Origin of the sequence: Prevotella ihumii, assembly GCF_900155655.1 — a bacterium.
GTDB lineage: Bacteria > Bacteroidota > Bacteroidia > Bacteroidales > Bacteroidaceae > Prevotella > Prevotella ihumii.
Map to the genome: position 1 here is coordinate 1,630,874 of NZ_LT706987.1, position 19,631 is coordinate 1,650,504.

At 41.2% G+C, this 19,631-nt stretch carries 15 protein-coding genes and 1 other RNA gene; 9 read left to right on the forward strand and 7 right to left on the reverse strand.

Going from position 1 to position 19,631, the window contains the following annotated elements; genetic code table 11:
- Nucleotides 1-32: 32 nt before the first annotated feature.
- On the reverse strand, nucleotides 33-2,009 hold the full coding sequence (locus CZ367_RS07440; protein WP_077196287.1) for a KUP/HAK/KT family potassium transporter: 1,977 nt from the start codon (nucleotides 2,007-2,009) through the stop codon (nucleotides 33-35).
- 901 nt (nucleotides 2,010-2,910) lie between these two features.
- Here CZ367_RS07440 and CZ367_RS07445 point away from each other — a divergent pair.
- Nucleotides 2,911-3,393, forward strand: a complete 483-nt coding sequence (locus tag CZ367_RS07445) for a hypothetical protein (RefSeq protein ID WP_077196289.1) — start codon at nucleotides 2,911-2,913, stop codon at nucleotides 3,391-3,393.
- A gap of 286 nt (nucleotides 3,394-3,679) precedes the next feature.
- Here CZ367_RS07445 and CZ367_RS07450 read toward each other — a convergent pair whose 3' ends face one another.
- Nucleotides 3,680-4,129, reverse strand: a complete 450-nt coding sequence (locus CZ367_RS07450) for a type I restriction enzyme HsdR N-terminal domain-containing protein (RefSeq protein WP_077196291.1) — start codon at nucleotides 4,127-4,129, stop codon at nucleotides 3,680-3,682.
- A gap of 474 nt (nucleotides 4,130-4,603) precedes the next feature.
- Here CZ367_RS07450 and holA point away from each other — a divergent pair, with 474 nt between their 5' ends.
- The 8 genes from holA (at nucleotide 4,604) to CZ367_RS07490 (ending at nucleotide 14,110) form a co-directional block, all read left to right on the forward strand.
- Nucleotides 4,604-5,629: a DNA polymerase III subunit delta gene (gene holA, locus CZ367_RS07455; protein WP_077196292.1), complete on the forward strand. Its 1,026-nt coding sequence runs from the start codon at nucleotides 4,604-4,606 to the stop codon at nucleotides 5,627-5,629.
- 839 nt (nucleotides 5,630-6,468) lie between these two features.
- Nucleotides 6,469-6,927 carry a helix-turn-helix domain-containing protein gene (locus tag CZ367_RS07460; protein WP_077196293.1) on the forward strand — a complete coding sequence of 153 codons (459 nt, stop codon included), beginning with the start codon at nucleotides 6,469-6,471 and terminating at the stop codon, nucleotides 6,925-6,927.
- Between the two features lie 668 nt (nucleotides 6,928-7,595).
- Nucleotides 7,596-8,006, forward strand: coding sequence for a PaaI family thioesterase (locus tag CZ367_RS07465; RefSeq protein ID WP_077196294.1), 411 nt, complete (start codon nucleotides 7,596-7,598; stop codon nucleotides 8,004-8,006).
- Between the two features lie 27 nt (nucleotides 8,007-8,033).
- Nucleotides 8,034-9,068 carry an isochorismate synthase gene (locus tag CZ367_RS07470; protein WP_077197395.1) on the forward strand — a complete coding sequence of 345 codons (1,035 nt, stop codon included), beginning with the start codon at nucleotides 8,034-8,036 and terminating at the stop codon, nucleotides 9,066-9,068.
- 325 nt (nucleotides 9,069-9,393) lie between these two features.
- Nucleotides 9,394-11,076, forward strand: coding sequence for a 2-succinyl-5-enolpyruvyl-6-hydroxy-3-cyclohexene-1-carboxylic-acid synthase (gene menD / locus CZ367_RS07475; protein ID WP_077196295.1), 1,683 nt, complete (start codon nucleotides 9,394-9,396; stop codon nucleotides 11,074-11,076).
- A 48-nt stretch (nucleotides 11,077-11,124) separates the two neighbouring features.
- Entirely contained in the window at nucleotides 11,125-11,952 is an 828-nt protein-coding gene (gene menB, locus CZ367_RS07480) for a 1,4-dihydroxy-2-naphthoyl-CoA synthase (RefSeq protein ID WP_077196296.1), read from the forward strand.
- Nucleotides 11,953-12,006: 54 nt separating this feature from the next.
- A complete protein-coding gene (locus tag CZ367_RS07485) occupies nucleotides 12,007-13,053 on the forward strand; it encodes an o-succinylbenzoate synthase (RefSeq protein WP_077196298.1) in 1,047 nt (348 codons plus the stop codon).
- 25 nt (nucleotides 13,054-13,078) lie between these two features.
- Entirely contained in the window at nucleotides 13,079-14,110 is a 1,032-nt protein-coding gene (locus tag CZ367_RS07490) for an AMP-binding protein (RefSeq protein ID WP_077196299.1), read from the forward strand.
- A gap of 143 nt (nucleotides 14,111-14,253) precedes the next feature.
- On the opposite strand, the gene ssrA is transcribed toward CZ367_RS07490, so the two are convergent.
- From ssrA to CZ367_RS07515, 5 genes are all read right to left on the reverse strand, one after another.
- Nucleotides 14,254-14,652, reverse strand: a transfer-messenger RNA (tmRNA) gene (gene ssrA / locus CZ367_RS07495).
- A 448-nt stretch (nucleotides 14,653-15,100) separates the two neighbouring features.
- The gene (locus CZ367_RS07500) at nucleotides 15,101-16,462 is read right to left on the reverse strand and encodes a dipeptidase (RefSeq protein ID WP_077196300.1); all 1,362 of its coding nucleotides are present in this window, start codon (nucleotides 16,460-16,462) and stop codon (nucleotides 15,101-15,103) included.
- Nucleotides 16,463-16,790: 328 nt separating this feature from the next.
- Nucleotides 16,791-18,056, reverse strand: coding sequence for an acyloxyacyl hydrolase (locus tag CZ367_RS07505; protein WP_077196302.1), 1,266 nt, complete (start codon nucleotides 18,054-18,056; stop codon nucleotides 16,791-16,793).
- A gap of 52 nt (nucleotides 18,057-18,108) precedes the next feature.
- A complete protein-coding gene (locus CZ367_RS07510; protein ID WP_077196304.1) occupies nucleotides 18,109-18,879 on the reverse strand; it encodes a TatD family hydrolase in 771 nt (256 codons plus the stop codon).
- A 6-nt stretch (nucleotides 18,880-18,885) separates the two neighbouring features.
- Nucleotides 18,886-19,584, reverse strand: coding sequence for a hypothetical protein (locus CZ367_RS07515; RefSeq protein WP_077196306.1), 699 nt, complete (start codon nucleotides 19,582-19,584; stop codon nucleotides 18,886-18,888).
- Between the last annotated feature and the right edge of the window lie 47 nt (nucleotides 19,585-19,631).

A 19,631-nucleotide genomic window follows, 5' to 3' on the forward strand; every position in this document is an offset into this window, starting at 1 on the left:
TTAGAATAGCTTACTTGTGCGATTGCTTTTTTTTATTTTATAGGCTCTTTTCGTTTTGGTGTCATTCTGTGTGGGTGCGAGCGGAAAGAGAGGCTAAGAGGAACATTCTCCACAATAACATTGCTTGTATCCAAGCCCCAAGCCCGTGAAATATTGATACGCATCTTGCCTATTAAGTGGTAAAGGTTCATTATAAATCGCTCACGGGTGGAGAATAGATTGAGCGACATATAGATGCGATTGATTAACACAAAAATGAAGTTGGCTGGAACATTGTGCTTCTCTAACGATGGGTAGCAACTATCGAGGGTGAACTCTCCATTTTCAACCAATTCTTCTATAATCTGGCGAAAGTAAAGGTTGACGAATGGTTGCACACGGAAACCTAATTTGAGGTTGATGCGATAAAGCGTATTGGGAACAAGGGTGAAAAATTCGTAATCCAAACTTGAAGGGTCGTCTTGATATTCTATGTGAAAGAGAATGTAATGGTCGGCACGTAGGGGGTGCTTATTGATGATAGAATAAAGTATCTTTTGTTCTATGTCGTATTTGCCTGCAAGTTTGCTGAGGAAAACCATATTGGTAGCAAACTTTGGTATGGTGGTGTCGTTCTTAATATCTGAAATGATGGCAAACGAGTCGCGAACATCTTGACGATTTACTTGTTGACTGCGGAGAAGTTTACCATTATACCACACGTACATTATGGTAAACAAAATGCCAGCAAGCAGCATTGTTACCCAACCTCCGTGCATAAATTTGAACATATTTGCAACGAAGAATACGCTTTCAATGCCTAAAAAGAAGAGGGCAAAAGGTAGAACTACGAAGCGTGAAACGTGCTTCATTTGAAGGAAAGCAAGCAATAAACAGGTGGTCATAAGCATCGTTATGGTAATGGAAAGACCGTATGCTGCCTCCATATTTTCAGAACTTTGGAAGAACAGAATTACAAGGATACACGAGATAAAGAGAGCTGAATTGATGGCAGGGATATAGAGTTGCCCTTTAAGAAGAGTAGGGTATTTAATCTTCTGACGAGGCCAAAACTTCAAGTTCATTGCTTCGCTGAAGATGGTAAACGAACCACTGATGAGTGCTTGACTGGCAATGATGGCAGCAAGGGTTGCCATAATCACGCCAAAGAACAACATTTGTTTGGGCATAATGGCGTAAAAGGGATTTATACCTGAAGGCAGATGGTGGGCATTGTTGATAATCCAAGCCCCTTGACCTAAATAGTTGAGTATCAAAGTTGTTTTCACAAAAGCCCAGCTTACGCGTATGTTCTTTGCACCACAGTGTCCAAGGTCGGAATAGAGGGCTTCTGCACCTGTTGTACATAGAAATACTGCACCCAAAATGAGGAACCATTCGGGGTTGTGGGTCAATAAATTAATGGCATAATATGGATTGAAAGCCTTCAGAATGGGCATATATTCAGCAATATGGCTTGCTCCGATAAGTCCCATCATTGAAAACCAAATGAGCATTAATGGACCAAAGAGCTTTCCAATGGTCTTTGTACCAAACTGTTGGATAAAGAATAATACCGTGATAATGCACAGACAGATGGGGATAATAGGGGTTTCGGGTTCGTAATTTTGCAATCCTTCGATAGCTGAAAGCACTGTAATAGAAGGTGTTATGACACCATCTGCCACCAATGTGCTTGCCCCAAGAATGGCAAGGATATAAAACCAACGCTTGCTTCGTTTTCTTATGAGCGCATAAAGAGCCAATATGCCACCTTCACCCTTATTGTCGGCACGAAGCGCAACAAGCACATATTTGATTGTAGTTTGCAAAGTAAGCGTCCAAATGATGCACGAAACTGCGCCAATGATGTAGTTGGCATCAACCACAGATACAGCTCTTACGATAGCTTTCATTACATACAGCGGCGAAGTACCAATGTCGCCAAACACAATACCGAGTGTTACGATGACACCCATCACGCTAAGACGATGATGATTAGCGTGTTTAATGTTAGAGTCTACTGACATATTTATTATCCAAAAATTGGTGCAAAGGTAAGAAAAAACTTTATCTATCAAAATTTAATAGCATATTATTAATGCTGTTGCTTAAAAATAAGTGAAAATAACCCTACCCATTGGCAGAATTAATTACGAGCGTATTTCATTTTTCCAACGAGTTTTGTTGTTATGCTGATTTAACATTTTAATTCCACAAATAGGATTGTTTGATACTTCTTATTATGTGTTCCAAATATCCTTTATTGACATTTGGTATTGTCAAAGTTCAACTATGACAATGCCAAACATATATGTTTTACCATCTTAATATTGATGTTTGGCGTCCTCAAAGTTCAACTTTTACCTTCTGAAATACCACTTAATAGCACTTTTATTGTTCATATTTGTCTTTTATTCGTTCTATATTACCACGAATTAAATGCTATGTTCTTGCACACTTTCTCTTATTTATTCATTACTCATTAGTAGTCAATGGTTTATAATTGCACACGCATTTATGCCACTTTTGTGAGTCATACTTCTTTTGAACGTATATACACGAATTATGACCAATGTATTTAACACTTACCCGAAGTAAAACCGAAAAACCGAAAAAGATAAGCGACAAACACGTTATCCATCGAATGAGGTAACAAAAGGTATAGTGGCTAAAAAGTAAAAATAACTCTGCCAATGGGGCATCTATATTTTATGATGTGCAAAGGTGGAGTTTGGTTTGGCTTAAGGCTGGTTCTATAAATTAGCTTTGTTAGGCTTTGGCACTTTTGCAGCAGTGAAATAAAGTGTTCTATATAGCAGTAATCTTGTTCAGAAATGATTTTTTAACACAGATAGGGTAATTGGGTAAGTGAATAATATATAACTTTGCCGAGATTAATATTAGCTCATTTAAAATAACAAAGTATTTATGAAAAAAGTTTTATTGGTTGCAATGGTTGGAATTATTAGTCTTTCAGCTTCAGCACAGTCGCTTAAAGGACACATAGAGGGAGGATATACGTTTGGCGACCACGATGGCGGACGTCTTGAATTTTTAGGTGCATTAGGCGGTAAAGTGAACAAGCATTTCTTTTTAGGTGGTGGTGTAGGTTTGAACTATTACACAACAGCTGACATCTGTACACTCCCAATCTTTGTTAATGCACGTGTTAAAATCCCTGTATCGGGCAATATTCGCCCATTTTTCGACCTTAAACCGGGTTATGGCGTATCTTTAGACAGCGATATTAATGGTGGTTTCTATTTTAATGGCACATTTGGTATCGAATTTTCTAAGGTTACAGTGGGCATAGGTTATGGCACACAAACTTTCAAGGTGTCTGATGGTTTTCATACCAGTGCCATAGGAAGCAATGGAGGTTTATCTTTGAAGCTCGGATACGAGTTTTAACCCAAATCTTGCTTTAACCCAAATCGCTCATTAGACCAGTTTAGGTACTTATTCATTTATTTACGAAACCTATGAGATGTCTTTTTGTCTTATTTTGGCTTTATTTTACCTATATCTGCTGTCACATAGCCCGCTATGCTCCTTTGATATATGCAAAATAAATCTCAAAATAAGTTCAAAAATACATTCTCATTCTAACGACCGATTTGGGTTTAATCTCCTTATAGCGATTGTCATTATATCGTCAGGTTTTATTTTATAAAGTGGTGGCTATTCATTCCTATGCTTATAATTCCTCATAGTTAGGAATGTCTTTCAGAAACTTATAGGCTTGATTTTCGTAGTCCATCTTACAAATATATGAGTCTATGCCGTTTGAAACAACAAGATAATCTACGTGGAGTAGGAGGTTGTAAACTGCAATTTGGTCAAAAACTTTTTGGGATAGCTTGATGTGTGGGGCTTTGTATTCCAATATCATTCGTGGACGGAGCTGTGTGTCGTACAATACACTATCGGCTCTGATAACCTTATCGCCTATCTGCAATGCCACCTCGTTGGCGAGTAAGGAAGTAGGGTAGTGCTTATGGTCGATGAGGAGGTGCACAAAGTGTTGGCGAACCCATTCCTCTGGGGTGAGAACGATAAACTTTCGGCGGAGTACGTCAAATATTTTGCGCTGTCCGTCTATATTTTTTATGTTTATATTGTAAGGTGGGAGATTGAGTTCAATCATCTTTTATCTCATTATTTCTAAACCTACGTATGCTTAAAACTTACGTAAAATTTTGTTGTCTGTTATTATTCGTTTATCTTTGCATAAGATATAGCTGCTTGTGGCAAACTGAAAGAATATCTTTCCTTGCGCCTTTTACAATATCTTTGTATAAGATAGGCTACCCTCGCACGGTGTAGGGGCTCGATTTATCGAGTTCCTCTGCTGCAATGAATTGGTGTTCGGACCGTGATCAATCACGCTCCTACGTTTAAACATAGCCTTGTTAGCACTATCTTTGCATAAGATAGGCTGCCCTCTCACGGTGTAGGGACTCTATTTATCGAGTTCCATATGTTGCAAAAGCTGTGTGTTGGAACGTAATAAATCACGCTCCTACATTTAAAGCATAGCCTCGTTTGCACTATCTTTATATAAGATAACAGCTTTATCTATTCAATTTATCATTCATTTACAAAGGTAAGAAAAAAGTAGATGCCAGCAAAACAAGGAACAACTTTTCAAAGTGTAATGAGCGACTTGAAGGCTCGCAAGTTTGCCCCAATCTATGTATTGATGGGCGAGGAGTCGTATTACATCGATCAAATAACGGACTATATCGCGGCTAATGTACTGCGTCCAGAGGAACAAGACTTTAATCAAACCATTTGTTTTGGCTCTGACGTCACTGCTGTGCAGGTTGCTGATATGGCTCGACGCTTCCCAATGATGTCAGAATATCAAGTGGTGATAGTAAAGGAGGCACAGAATATTCGTTCACTCGATGCGTTAGAAAAGTATCTGCGCAATCCTGTCCAATCTACAATTCTTGTGTGGTGTCATAAGAATGGAAAGATAGATGCTCGTAAGAAAGCTTTATCGTTAGCACAAAGTGTAGGTGTGGTATTTGAGAGCAAGAAATTGCGCGAGTATCAGCTGCCCGATTTTATTTTGAGTTTTCTAAAGACAAAGCAGGTTAGCATTGATCCTAAGTCGTGTCAGATGATTGCCGACCACGTAGGAGCTGACCTTAATCGCCTTACTTCTGAACTTGAAAAAGTTGTTCTATCCTTAACCAACGAGGATAAACGCATCACTCCTGAAATTGTAGAGCAAGAGATAGGCATTAGCAAAGAGTTTAATGCTTTCGAACTCCGTGATGCCATTGTCCATAGAAATGTGTTCAAAGCCAACCAAATTGTAAACTACTTTGACAAGAACCCTAAGGCAGGCTCGCTTTATTCTTTCCTCCCATTGCTCTTCACTTATTTTCAGAACCTGATGATAGTGCACTATGCGCCACAAAAAGCTTCCGAAACAGACATCGCAAAGTCATTAGATTTGAAGTCTACTTGGGGCGCAAAAGATTATTTTACTGGTCTACGAAGTTACTCAGCACGTAAAACTATGGAGATAATTTCTAAGTTTAGAGAGGTAGATGCGAAGAGTAAAGGACTTGATAATCCAAGTACAGGTGCAGGTGAACTGATGAAAGAGCTTATATTTTTCATTTTACATTAGTAAAAACGCCTATTTTGGCGAATTAAAACATCGTTTTTGGCTTGTTTTTATACCCAAAATGCCTGAGAAACGCTCATTTTAAGCATTTTTTGAGCTAAAACAAACGTCCCTCACGGGGCGTTTTTTTTGTTTAAAGTGTTCATAATAGGGGAGTTATCCGTTTTTAAGTTGTTCATATTTCTCGTATTTTTCACCAACTAAGCCCTTGTCTTTAAATACGAGAAATATGACCGAAAACAGCTTTTTGCCAAAGCTGCGATTTATTATTAATTATCATTAACGTTTAACATACTAAACATTTTATTTGTATTTGTAAAATTATAAACGTAAAGTTTTAAACATTAAGCAATATTTAAAATAATGAATAATGCACATTTAGATTTACATTTAAGAATACAAACCTAAATAAAGAAGTTTAATAATTTAAACGTTTAAATATACAGGCTCAATATGTGTAATGTAAAGCGTTAAAAACCAATAATTTAAATCAAATAATTAAATGTTTTAGGGTCGATGTTTTGTGATTTAGAAGATAAATGGTGAATATTTGTGGATTTAGCTTTGTAATCTGTTGTAACTACCTATTAATAACCAGATATATAGGTAAATTCTTTATTTTATTGCTTAAATAGGCTTTTAAGGTGTATGTTTAGATTTCTATATGTAAAGCTAAATTGCACACTGAGCCAACTTTAATAGTTTAAACTTCTAAATATTGAAATTTAAATATATGTATCTAAACTTTTTTCTTTAATATTTTGGTATGTAAAAACTTTGTTTTACCTTTGTAAAATCAAAAGGTTTATCCCATATAGGGTAAAATAAGGCACGATTAACGTATGAAGGACAGAATTAATCAGTTGATGAAGAGTCAGCACATGACCCAACAGACGTTTGCAGATTTTATAGGTATATCAACTGCATCGTTGAGTAGCATCTTTAACGGACGCACTAAACCCACCCTTAACACGGTCGAAGCTATTCGTGGAAAATTTCCTACGATAAGTCTCGATTGGTTGATGTATGGCACAGGGAGTATGTTTAACGATAGCGAGCCCACCAATAGTGATTTTACAGATGGTGGTGCTATGGCTGACGGAGGAAACTTTTTTGAAGGCGAAACTACTCCTTCCCTCCCCTTTGATAATGTAGAGCCATTACAGCAATATACCTCTGCTGCACCCAAACAAATGGTTAAGACCGAGGTGAAGTATATTGACCGTCCCCAACGTAACATCACCGAGATACGTATCTTCTTTGATGATCAAACGTGGGAGAGCTTTGTACCTAAGAAATAACGTGCAACTAAAAATATAGACTTGAGCGTATAGAAATACCGCTTGCAATAATTGTTCTATATTTCCTTATATCATATTCTTTGCAAAATCATCTATCGCTTCATAAATTGGAATGAATGGGTAGATGATTTTTTATTTTTGTTCTCTTTCCTTTCGGTGTAATTCATAGGGCATATAGATTTCTAAACACTTTTTGTTGGGCTAAAAAGCAATGAGTTTTCTGTTTTTAGGTTCTAAAACCATATCTTTTCTTCTTCCTTTATGCTATTATATACGGTTAGAAAACGCATCCTCTTTTCCTTTCTCCGCAAACTAATATGGGGTATTCTTTTGGCTAAGAAGTTTATATTTGCTAACTTTGCATAAGATAGGCTGCACTCAGCAATATTCAAGCAAGCTTGTATTGCTCTCGTTGGCACTATCTTTGCATAAGATAGGCTGCACTCTGCAATATTCAAGCAAGCTTGTATTGCTCTCGTTGGCACTATCTTTGCATAAGATAAGGCTGCACTTGGCAAATGTAGGGGTTCGATTTATCGAGTTCCTTTGCTGCAATGATTGGTGTTCGGAACGTGATAAATCACGCCCCTACATTATTTTCTTGTACTTGTTAGCACTATCGATAATAAAGAAAACATAGCCCTGTGCTATGAAGAAATGATAAGAATATGAACGTAGAAAAGCAACGGGAACTGTTAGAGAATGAAGACGGACTAAGTCGCACCTTGGGTATGCGCTTCATTTCTACTCCCGAACCCGATATGTTGATGGCTAAAATGGCTGTCGATGATAGAAATAAGCAAGTGTTCGGCTTTCTCTCTGGAGGCGCAACCTTGGCTTTAGCCGAAAATGTGGCTGGTGTTGGCTCTATGGCGTTGTGTCCCGGTAAGATGGCTTTGGGCATCAATGTTAGCGGCAACCACGTTAAGGCGATGCCATACGGTGGAACTGTAACAGCCACGGGGCGCATTGTGCATAAAGGAAAGACCCTACACGTATGGCAGATAGAAGTAACCAACGATGAGGGCGAACTCATCTCTACGGTACAAGTTACCAACTATGTAATAGCTAAAAAGTAGCGAGAAGAAAAGACACGTAAAACAATGATGAACGCATACGCCATTTATCGTTTGCCCAATGCGGAGCACTGTACCTTGATTTCGCAGTCGAGCGAGCCTTTATGTTTGGGTTCGCTTGCCGAACTCAATGGGCGTGAAGGCTTCGTTATCGCTCCTTTTAGTCCCTCCTCGTCGTGTCCTATCTTGTTGATGCAGCCCGATGAGGTGCAAACGATGGCGGTGTGCAAGGTGCAAACCAGACTTGGGCGCAATCTTCATTCGTTTCTTTCTACCGACAGCACAAAGGCTAAGACTACGTACAAGAAAGATTTTGCTTGCTTTCACGAACAATTGGTTGATGGACGATTTGATAAATTGGTGCTTTCACGCAGTATTACCGAACCGCTCAACGGAGATTTATCCCCCGAAGATGTGTTTATGCGTGCCTGTCAGCTATACCCCCATCAGTTTGTGGCATTGTTTTCTACTCCGCAAACAGGTATTTGGGTGATGGCAACCCCCGAAATACTATTAGATGGAGTCAACAATAAATGGCACACAATGGCTTTGGCAGGTACGATGCCATACGCTGAAGACGATATAATATGGTCGGAAAAGAATAAAGCCGAGCAACAATATGTGGCAAAATACATTCGTCAATGCTTGGAAACCCATTGTGCAATGGAGATAAAGGAAGAAGGACCATATACTGTACAAGCAGCCAATTTGGTGCATTTGCGCAGCGATTTCAGCTTTCAGTTGGCTTCTCCGTCTACTTTGGGCAACCTCTTAGACACCCTTCACCCCACGCCTGCCATTTGTGGTATTCCGAAAGAAGCGGCACGCACCTTTATTCTCCATCACGAAACCTCGCCACGCAGTTATTATAGTGGCTTTGTAGGCCCTTTAAATCTCCATCGTGAAACCCATCTTTATGTGTCGTTGCGCTGTATGCAGTTGATGGGCGATAGCTGCACGCTTTATGCAGGGGGCGGAATACTGCCCGAAAGCAATGCTGAAAGCGAATGGCGAGAGACTGAAGCCAAAATGGCTACAATGCGACGACTGCTGCAAATGCCATAAAGCGAGCTATCATTTAGCGTGCGGAGGGAAAAAATAAGACGAGGAAGAATAGAATAATAGATGTTTAGGGTGAGACTTTGAAATGTTAGGTTGTAACCTTTTGTTAATCAGAGGTATATAGGTGGCTTTTAAAACATATATGTTTTGCAACCCCAAACATATATGTTTAGCCCTCCCAAAGTTGAACTTTGACCACCTCAAACATATATGTTTTGGAAAGTCAAAGATGATGTTTGAGAAATGAAGAGTGGATAGTGGAAAAATAGAACAATATTCAAATTCATTCCACAGTTTGAAACAATAAAAAAAATAATACGAAAATAGAATGTTCAGCAATAAAGAAAATGTAAACATACTGACGGCTTTGCTCGTTAAGTCTGGAATAACAAAAGCTGTGGTTTGCCCAGGGTCGCGCAATTCGCCCATCGTCCACAACCTTTGCGAGTGTGCGTCGATAACGTGCTATCCCGTTACCGATGAGCGTTCGGCAGCGTTCTTCGCTATCGGACTTTGTATATCTGAAAATGACCCCGTGGTGCTTTGCGTCACGTCAGGGTCGGCTTTGCTCAATGTTGCTCCTGCCATTGCTGAAGCCTATTATCGCAATTTGCCTATCATTGTGGTGTCGGCAGACCGCCCAGTGCAATGGATAGGGCAGGCAGATGGGCAGACACTATTGCAAGCAAATGCACTTGCTCCTCACGTACGAAAGAGCGTAAACCTTCCCGAACCTACCAACGATGAAGAGCGATGGTATTGCAACCGCTTAGTAAACGAAGCTCTGTTGGAAAACAAACGCTATCAAGGTGCGCCTGTACATATCAATGTGCCCATCAGCGAACCACTTTTCGAATATACGGTGAAAGGTTTGCCCCTTCAGCGCATTATTCGTCGAGGTGAAACTGTGGGCGATCTTGATAGCTTAGACGATGTGGCAGAAGCCTTTATGAAAACCAAACGCCCTATGGTAGTGATAGGACAAATGACGACAGACGCACTTGGGATAGACCTAAGTTGTGTAGAAACCCTTCAGAAATATGCTGTTGTGTTGTACGAAAATTTGTCAGTCGACTTCTTTGACACGCCTCCTTTACACTTCGATGAAGTATTGTCTGTGGTGGAAAACGAAGAGCGTTATCGCCCCGACTTCCTAATCTATATGGGCGGAACGATAGTCAGCAAGCGTTTAAAGCGGTTTCTCCGTGGTTGTAAAGACATTCGTTCTGTGTTGATAGACGAGCGAGGCGAGGTGTGCGATACGTTTATGAACCTCACCGATGTGATTGCAGCCAATCCGTTAGATTTTTTCTCTATGATAGAAGACTTGGTGGAAGGAAAGCGACCCACAGCCTTTGCAAAGTTGTGGCAAAAGGAATTGGACAAGGCAGCACACCTTTCAGCCACCTATCAACCTGCCTATTCGCAGATGTTAGCCGTCAAACGTTTTCACGAGAAGTGTAAAGAGGTCGACTGGTTTAACACCTGTGTTTATGGAAATAGTACCGCTGTACGTTTGGGCAATATATATAGTCCTCAATATATCCATGTCAATCGTGGCGTAAATGGCATTGAGGGAACGCTCTCTACGGCTGTGGGTATGGCTGTGGCTCGTACTGATGCTATGGACGTATGCTGTGTGATAGGCGATTTGAGCTTCTTTTACGATCAAAATGCGTTGTGGAACCAGAAGTTAGGCTCAAATCTCTGTATTCTTTTGCTCAATAATGGTGGCGGAGGCATCTTCCGTCAGCTATTAGGATTGGAACAATCGCCCCACCGCAACACTGCCATTAGTGGCGAACATCACACATCGGCACAGGGAATATGCTATGCTAACGATGTGAAATATCTCTGTGCAAGAAACGAAACAGAATTGGAAACAGCCTTAGACGTATTTGTAAATGGCGAAGAAGGACCCGTTTTGCTGGAAGTGTTTACCAATGCTGACGATGATGCACAAGTGATGAAAACCTATTACGAAATGTTTGCTAAGAAAAGAGTGAACTGATTGAGAAAGAAAAAACAAGCGTAAAACAACAAAATATAAAGAAAAATTATGGCTAAAAGAGAATGGAAAACGATAGAAGGGTTCGACTTTAAAGAAATCCTTTTCGAAGAATACAATCACATTGCTAAGATTACCATCAATCGTCCTCGTTACCGCAATGCGTTTACTCCGCTTACTGTGTGGGAGATTTCGCAGGCGTTCAGTTATTGTCGTGAGGCGTTAGACATTCGTGTGGTAATTCTTACGGGTGCAGGCGATATGGCTTTCTGTGCAGGAGGTGATATGAACGTGAAAGGCCGTGGAGGTTATGTAGGTGGCGATGGTGTGCCACGACTCAATGTGTTGGACGTTCAGATGCAAATACGCCGCTTGCCCAAACCCGTTATTGCTATGGTGAATGGTTATGCTATTGGTGGTGGTCACGTGTTGCACGTGCTTTGCGATCTTACCATTGCTTCTGAAAATGCTATCTTTGGACAAACAGGTCCTAAGGTAGGCTCGTTCGATGCTGGTTTTGGAGCTTCTTATTTGGCACGTATCGTAGGACAGAAGAAGGCACGCGAGATATGGTATCTTTGCCGTCAATACAATGCAGCTGAGGCTGAACGTATGGGCTTGGTAAACAAGGTTGTGCCTTTTGACAAGTTGGAAGATGAGTGTGTAGATTGGGCAGAAACAATGATGGAACGTTCGCCCTTGGCATTGCGTATGATGAAAGCAGGCTTCAATGCAGAGTTGGACGGACAGGCAGGTATTCAAGAGTTGGCAGGCGATGCCACAATGTTGTATTACACTATGGACGAGGCTCAAGAGGGTGGAAAAGCATTCTTAGAAAAGCGCAAACCCAATTTTGACCAGTATCCACAATTCCCATAAACCGATAAAAATGTATGGTGGAGACGAGATATGCCTTGTCTCCACTTTTTGGATATGAAACGATACAAAATAGAGATTGAACCTAAAACGCTCCATTTCATCAATCCTGCAGGAACATCACGTGGCGTTTATCGCACAAGACAGAGTTATTTCCTCCGTTTAACTGATGCGCAGCGATGTGGAATTGAGGGAATAGGCGAGTGTGCGCCCCTTCTTGACCTTTCGTGCGATGCACTCCCACAGGTTGAATACGAAGAACGATTGCGCCATTTCTGCAACGAGTTTGAGCAAAAGGGCATGATTGACTATGTTGCAATGCAGGATTATCCTTCTATGCTCTTTGGTTTGGAAACGGCATTGGCGCAATTGGACGCACAAGGCAGTGTCGACTTGTTCGACACATCTTTTGGTAAGGGCAATGAAGGGATAACCATTAACGGCTTAGTATGGATGGGAACATTCGACGAGATGTTTGCTCGTTTGGAAGAAAAGATGAAGGCAGGTTTTCGCTGTGTGAAATTGAAGATTGGCGCAATTGATTTTGAACGTGAGTTAGACCTCATTCGCCATATTCGCACGACATTCTCTAAGGAGCAAATAGAGCTTCGTGTAGATGCAAACGGAGGATTTACAGCCGCAGAAGCGATGTGTCGATTGGAAGCGTTGGCAAAGTATGACCTTCATTCCATAGAACAGCCCATTCGACAATATCAATGGGAGGCAATGGCTCGATTATGTGCCAATACGCCTTTGCCCATTGCTTTGGACGAAGAACTTATTGGAGTGAACCATCGTGAACGAAAGATAGAACTTTTAGAAACGATTTGTCCGCAATACATCATCTTAAAACCAAGTTTACACGGAGGTATTGTTGGAACGCAGGAGTGGATAAGTCTTGCTCAAGAACGTGGCATCGGGTCGTGGATTACTTCGGCTTTGGAAAGCAATATTGGTTTGAACGCTATCGCACAGCTCACAGCAAAGGTATATGGAAATGATATACAGATGGCGCAAGGATTAGGCACAGGATTGCTATTTTCGGACAATGTGCCTATGCCTTTGGAGATTAGGGGCGATAAACTATGGATTGTAAAACAATAAATGCGCATCGGAAGGAACATTTGCAATGAAGACATTAGAAGCATTTCTTGAGGAATGGAATAATGATAGTGAGGTAGTATTGGTGCATACGAGTGGGTCGACAGGTAAGCCCAAACCACTTTGGGTGGAAAAACAACGTATGTTAAATTCGGCTCGTATCACGTGCGATTTTCTAAACTTAAAGGAGGGCGACACAGCCTTGCTATGTATGCCGTTAGATTATATAGCTGGTAAAATGATGGTGGTGAGGAGTTTGGAACGAAAACTTCAGCTTCTTTCTGTAAAACCATCGGGCAATCCTCTTTCTGATATTTCGCTTTCTGCATTAGAAAATCCTCATACGCCTATCACATTTGCAGCAATGGTGCCTTTGCAAGTATATAACACGCTGCAAAACTCCATTGAACGTGAACGATTGAAGCAGATAAAGCATCTTATTATTGGTGGGGGAGCAATTGACGAGGCTTTAATGAACGATCTAAAAGACTTTCCTAATGCGGTTTGGAGTACATACGGAATGACCGAAACGCTTTCGCACATCGCCCTTAGACGGCTCAATGGAAAGTCTGCAAGCCATTGGTATGAACCTTTTGATAATGTTACTTTATCGCAAACTACTGATGAATGTTTGGTGATAAATGCACCCTTGGTTTGTGCCGATACGCTTACAACAAATGATAGGGTGGAGTTTAAGATAGAAGAAAATGGTTGTGGGCAGCCGAAAACCCTCTTTCGTATCATTGGACGCAAAGATAATGTAATCAATTCGGGTGGCGTAAAGATACAAATAGAGGAAGTGGAACAAGCATTAAAACCATATTTAACAGTTCCTTTTGCTATCACGAAGCGTAAAAACCTAAAGTTTGGTGAAGAAGTAGTGCTGCTCACAGAAGCGGAAAATATTACCGAAATAGCTGAGATTTGCACAACTCATCTGCCTAAATATTGTCAACCTCGTTATTATCAATCAGTCTCTTCCGTCCCACGAACCGAAACGGGAAAGATTGCACGTGCAGCGGTATTGCGCTTGGTAGACAAATCTGAACCCTTGGAATGAAGTCAATTAGTGTTTTTCTATTGCATCATCACGATTAGTGAAGTTATCAATTTGGGACAATAGCTAATGCTCTGAATCGGAAACTCTAAAACTAAAGGAACAAGAATGTGGAGTAATTGTCCTTACATTCTTGTTCTTTCGTTTAGTGGACCTGGTGGGAGTCGAACCCACGTCCGCACAAGGAAACCATATGCTTTCTACATGCTTATTTCAGCCTTCAATTTTCGAGCATTGGCAAGACCTGAACCACCAACCAATGCCTTATCCTCTAAATTTCATCTGTGCAGCGAGGCATACACAAACTATTTCCGATTTACCTGCACCGCTTAACCCTCAGATTCGGAACAACATCCTTGGAGCAGTGTCTCGTTCAGCTATCTAATAGCCGAATAAAGCCAGTAATCTACTGTACTTCGATTAGGCAGCAAGAGCGTAATTGTTTTCGCCAATTAATTGTTTGATAACTGATATTTAGGAGCCAGCCACCGATGCTCCGCATGCTTACATACCATCTCGTCTTGCCGTCAAATCCAAACAAGCCCGATTTGATTATTATGTAGTATTTGTTCTGCAAAGGTACTACAACTTTTGTCTATTTCCAAACTTTTTTGTAATTTTTAACCCAAATCGGTCGTTAGACTTCTTTGCGATTTGTGAGCTTATTTTGAGCTATTTTTGGTTGTTTTTGAAGACGTTTAGCGAGCTAAGCAACTGAAAAAACAAACGAAAAGAGCCAAAATAAGGTGCAAAGACGAAGAAAAGCATAACATCTAAACTCGTTAAAAAGCCTTTGCGGGCTAATGAGCGATTTGGGTTTAATTTTAGAGAGGGCTATCTGAACTTTTAGAAGTATATAACAACAAAAAAGAAGACTTCACATCGTGAAATCTTCTTTTTAAGTCTTTATCGTTTAAGCGCAATGCTTATAACTTCCTTATCGTATTCCAAGTGGAAGATGATAGCTTCATTCTTATCGTTTAAAAGCAATGTTTATGCTTCCTTATCGTATTCCAAGTGGAAGTTGATAACGGTTTCGATACCTTTCTTCCAAAGGTCTACTGGCATATTTTCGTTTGGTGAGTGGATAGCGTTAGACTCCAATCCGAAGCCCATCAATACACTCTTTGAACCCAAAAGTTTCTCAAATGTAGAGATGATAGGAATACTTCCGCCAATACGAACAGGTAATGGACGCTTGCCAAATACGGCTTCAAATCCACGCTCTGCAGCCTTGTAAGCAGGGAAATCGATAGGACAAACGTAGCCATAGCCTCCGTGGAGGTTTTCTACCTTGATTTTCACGGTCTTAGGAGCAACCTTATTGAAGTAATCTACTACCAATTGACCAATCTTCTTATAGTCCTGATGTGGAACAAGGCGTGAAGAAATCTTTGCGTAAGCCTTAGATGGAATTACTGTTTTAGCACCTTCGCCTGTGTAACCGCTCCACATACCGCAAACATCGAATGATGGACGATAGCCTGTGCGTTCAATTGTGCTGTATCCTTCTTCACCGAATACTTCTTCTATATCCAACGACTTCTTATATTCGTTGATGTCGAATGGGATAGAAGCTACAAGGTCGCGTTCTTCCTTAGATGCTTCTTCTACATCGTCATAGAAGCCTGGGAAGCGAATCTTACCATCTTCTCCTGTTACATCGCCGATGAGTTTGCAAAGAACGTTAGCAGGGTTGGCAACAGCACCACCAAATGTACCAGAGTGGAGATCATGGTCAGGGCCTGTAACTTCAATCTGCCAATAAGCCAAACCACGCAAACCAGTAGTGATAGATGGTGTATCAGGGCCAATAAGTGATGTATCAGAAACAAGAATTACATCACACTTCAATAATTCTTTGTGTTCTTCGATGAATGCAGGAAGGCTACCAGAGCCAATCTCTTCCTCTCCTTCAAAGATAAACTTCATATTGTGCTTCAACAAGCCGTTCTTGTTGAGGTATTCAAATGCTTTAGCTTGAATGAACGACTGACCTTTGTCGTCGTCAGCACCACGTGCCCAAATCTTGCCGTCTTTTATAACAGGTTCGAATGGTTCAGTTTTCCAAAGGTCGAATGGTTCTGCTGGCATCACATCATAGTGTCCATACACTAAAACGGTCTTTGCGTTAGGGTCTACCATCTTTTCAGCATAAACCATAGGATTACCCTTTGATGGCATTACTTCGGCTTTGTCTACACCAGCTTCTATCAAAAGTTCCTTCCAGCGATTAGCACAACGTACCATATCTTCTTTGTGTTCAGGTTGTGCACTCACACTTGGAATGCGAATGAGGCTGAAAAGCTCTTCAAGCATTCTCGCCTCGTTTTCTTCTACATATTTCTTAATCATTTTATTTTGAGGTTTAATGTTTTCTATTTATTGTTGCATCTCTACCGAAATGCCACTGCACCGCAAATATACAAAATATATTCTGAATGTGAGCCTAAAACTGCCAATATCTTATGGTTGTAAATACTAAATATGCAAGATTAAGATTTCTCAACAGTTCACTTGCTTCTTTTCTTGCCTATGTATCTCTTTATACCGAAACCTATGAGATGTCTTTTTGCCTTATTTTGGCTTTATTTTGCCTATATCTGCAGTTACATAGCCCGCTATGCTCCTTTGATATATGCAAAATAAATCACAAAATAAGCTCAAAAAATACATTCTCATTCTAACGACCGATTTGGGTTAAACGGATAGGGTAGGTCACTACAAACTCTGTCATATCGGCTTTGGTGAGATGCGCTTTTACGTTTATACCCACCTTTAGTCCTCCTAACGATGGAAAAGCATAGTGCAATCCTACTCGCTCATAGTAGCGAGGTTCGTTGTCGGTGATGTATTGCCCCATTTGTTTGTGCAAGTAATAGCCCAACCCTAAAGCCAATGAAAGATTGTGATAGAACACCTCGTGTTTGGCTGCCAAAGCTATGGTAAACGGACTATGTTTTATTGTAATGTTCTTTTCGGCATCTAAGCTCTTTATATGTGCGCCACACTTTTCGTAGAAATAGTCAATACCTATTCCCGATGCCCATCTTCTTGCGTATCGGTACATAATGTCGGCTTGAAGCGAATACACAGCATAACGTGTAAAGTGTTCTGTGCGATAATTAGGGTCGGTAGATGGGGTTCTGAACTGTGTCTTTTGCCAATCCTCCAACAAGGTTTTAGCTCCAATACCAGCTGCAATATTGACATACCAATACTTTTTTATTGGTTCGGCTGTGAAGGTTTGTCGTCCATTCACGATGTCCGAATAGTTGTAAGGCTGATACACCACTCCTATTGATGGTCCAAGGCTGTTCGACCCTTTGTTGGGACGATAAAGTGCGCCGTTGCTATGGTGTACAAACTCTAAGCTACCTCGTATAGCCCAATGATTGTTGATGTGGTAAGTTTGGTGAATACCTGCCCCAAAATAGATAAGTACGGGCGTACCTATCAGTTCGTTGTCAACTGCCTCTTCTTTGTCATACCATTTTGAGTTGAACCCAGCTCCGCCACTTAGCGAATAAGCTGTTTCCCAATGTTGCGACCGATGAATGGAACGATAGAAAGTACCATAAAGCGAAAGCGTATTGCCAAGATGCGAATCGTAGTCTACTTCCTCTGCCAATCCCCAGTCTTCGTCTTTATTGCGATGCATTCTCACCCCTCCGTTCATTGTATAACGTGCGCCAATGGCTATAGATGGGTAGTTATAATCAGCAGCATAACTATCTTTATCGGTAGGTTGAGCTGTGCGAAATAGTTCCAAAGCGACAGAACCATTATTCGACTTTTTCATCCATTTCTTTTGATATTTGTCCAATGACACCACATTGCTGGACATACCACTTAGCGTAACTCCCCAACGGCTAACAGAGTCGGTTGGCGTAGCGTTGGTTGTTACCGTGCTATATAATAAGGTGAAAAGAAGCAATAATCGTTGCATATCATTCAGAAGTTTTTATAGGGTATGTGTTTTTTGTGTACGCTTTCTATGTTCACACGCCGAACACTCGTGCTACATTTTCCGAAGTTTGGCGTGCTATTTCGTCCTCGCTCACGCCGTATACCTCTGCCAATCGTGCTACGATGTGTACAAGAAATGCACTTTCGTTGCGCTTGCCTCGCATTGGCACAGGTGCCATATAAGGTGCATCGGTTTCAAGTACAATGCGGTTTAGCGGTACGCTCTTGAGCGTTTCGGGGAGGTTCGACTTCTTAAATGTAAGCACACCACCGATACCCAACACAAAATCAGGGAAAGCAAGCAGTTCTGCAGCCTCCTTTTCATTGCCCGTAAAGCAGTGGAACACGCCTCCGTGAAGTTTGTCTTTATACTTTTTCAAGATGTTTACCATCTCGTTTTGCGCCTTACGGCAGTGTATCATCAGTGGCAAACCTGTTTCCACAGACCATCTCACCTGCTCTTCAAAGGCAAGAAGCTGCTCCTTTTCAAACTCGCGCGACCAATAAAAGTCTAACCCCACTTCGCCCACAGCAATACAGTCTTTGCTTTCTATGATGGCGGTGTGAATGTTTTTTAGCACCTCTTCATAATCGGCTTTCACCTCTTCGGGGTGTAGTCCGAGCATAGGATAAGCATAGTTGGGAAATTGGCGACATACCGCTGCGATGCTATCAAGCGAGTTTGCGTCTATGGCAGGCAGAAAAACCTTTTCCACACCAGCCTCCTTAGCCCTCTCTACCACTGCAGAAAGGTCGTCTTTAAATTCCTCACCATCAAGGTGAATATGGGTATCTATTATCATAATTTATCAATACTTTGGGTCTTCGTGGCGACGGTGATAGTAGACGATGCCAAACTTCCTACACTCTTGAAACCTTGTTTCGGGTGGCAATTCTGCAAAGTGAGCTTCTATCACGTTCCACAGTTCTAACAATAATTCGTCTATCTCAGGACGAAGTTTCGACATATCCTGCAACGTCTTTTGTGTACGTTGCTGCATACGTTTTTGTGCTGTATAAGCCTCGCTAAATATATCGAAATGGGTAGAAACCATACCTATGGAAGGATTATAAATGGGTCGCCCACCTTTTTTTAGCCGAGCCTTTTCGCCCTCTACTATCTTTGTTCCCCATTCCATTAATCCCTCTGCCGATTTCAGATTAGGGAGGGCTGTGGCTTCTTCGCTCAGTCCGTATAGAGCCAATTGGCTACGTTTTATTTCGCCACGCTCTACCGACATCAGCAGCACCTGTATGAAATGGCTAAGATACATTACGGCTCTGCGCTGCAACCCGTCCATCTTTTTGGCATTGCGCACCTGCGACGCCATCGAAATACGATACTGTTCGGTGGCTGTCAACAAGCGGTCGTGCAAGGGTTGGGCGCGATTGAGCAACTTCCAATCGATAAATCTATTTCTTACGGTGTAGATTTCGCTATTGTCCAACAGCGTTCTAATCGACTTTAAGCGTGCGGCATCGGTTTTGGGAAGTCGGCGATAAGGCATCTTTTACGAACTTTTTACATCATTCTTTGGGTACTTTCGAAACTAAA

Excerpts from the sequence above, each read along its gene's own strand:
- CZ367_RS07445 (WP_077196289.1), top strand. The coding sequence starts at position 2,911 with ATGAAAAAAGTTTTATTGGTTGCAATGGTTGGAATTATTAGTCTTTCA.
- holA (WP_077196292.1), top strand. The coding sequence starts at position 4,604 with ATGCCAGCAAAACAAGGAACAACTTTTCAAAGTGTAATGAGCGACTTG.
- CZ367_RS07515 (WP_077196306.1), bottom strand. The coding sequence starts at position 19,584 with ATGCCTTATCGCCGACTTCCCAAAACCGATGCCGCACGCTTAAAGTCG.
- CZ367_RS07450 (WP_077196291.1), bottom strand. The coding sequence starts at position 4,129 with ATGATTGAACTCAATCTCCCACCTTACAATATAAACATAAAAAATATA.
- CZ367_RS07490 (WP_077196299.1), top strand. The coding sequence starts at position 13,079 with ATGAAGACATTAGAAGCATTTCTTGAGGAATGGAATAATGATAGTGAG.
- CZ367_RS07500 (WP_077196300.1), bottom strand. The coding sequence starts at position 16,462 with ATGATTAAGAAATATGTAGAAGAAAACGAGGCGAGAATGCTTGAAGAG.
- menB (WP_077196296.1), top strand. The coding sequence starts at position 11,125 with ATGGCTAAAAGAGAATGGAAAACGATAGAAGGGTTCGACTTTAAAGAA.
- CZ367_RS07485 (WP_077196298.1), top strand. The coding sequence starts at position 12,007 with ATGAAACGATACAAAATAGAGATTGAACCTAAAACGCTCCATTTCATC.
- CZ367_RS07470 (WP_077197395.1), top strand. The coding sequence starts at position 8,034 with ATGAACGCATACGCCATTTATCGTTTGCCCAATGCGGAGCACTGTACC.
- CZ367_RS07510 (WP_077196304.1), bottom strand. The coding sequence starts at position 18,879 with ATGATAATAGATACCCATATTCACCTTGATGGTGAGGAATTTAAAGAC.
- CZ367_RS07440 (WP_077196287.1), bottom strand. The coding sequence starts at position 2,009 with ATGTCAGTAGACTCTAACATTAAACACGCTAATCATCATCGTCTTAGC.
- CZ367_RS07465 (WP_077196294.1), top strand. The coding sequence starts at position 7,596 with ATGAACGTAGAAAAGCAACGGGAACTGTTAGAGAATGAAGACGGACTA.
- CZ367_RS07460 (WP_077196293.1), top strand. The coding sequence starts at position 6,469 with ATGAAGGACAGAATTAATCAGTTGATGAAGAGTCAGCACATGACCCAA.
- CZ367_RS07505 (WP_077196302.1), bottom strand. The coding sequence starts at position 18,056 with ATGCAACGATTATTGCTTCTTTTCACCTTATTATATAGCACGGTAACA.
- menD (WP_077196295.1), top strand. The coding sequence starts at position 9,394 with ATGTTCAGCAATAAAGAAAATGTAAACATACTGACGGCTTTGCTCGTT.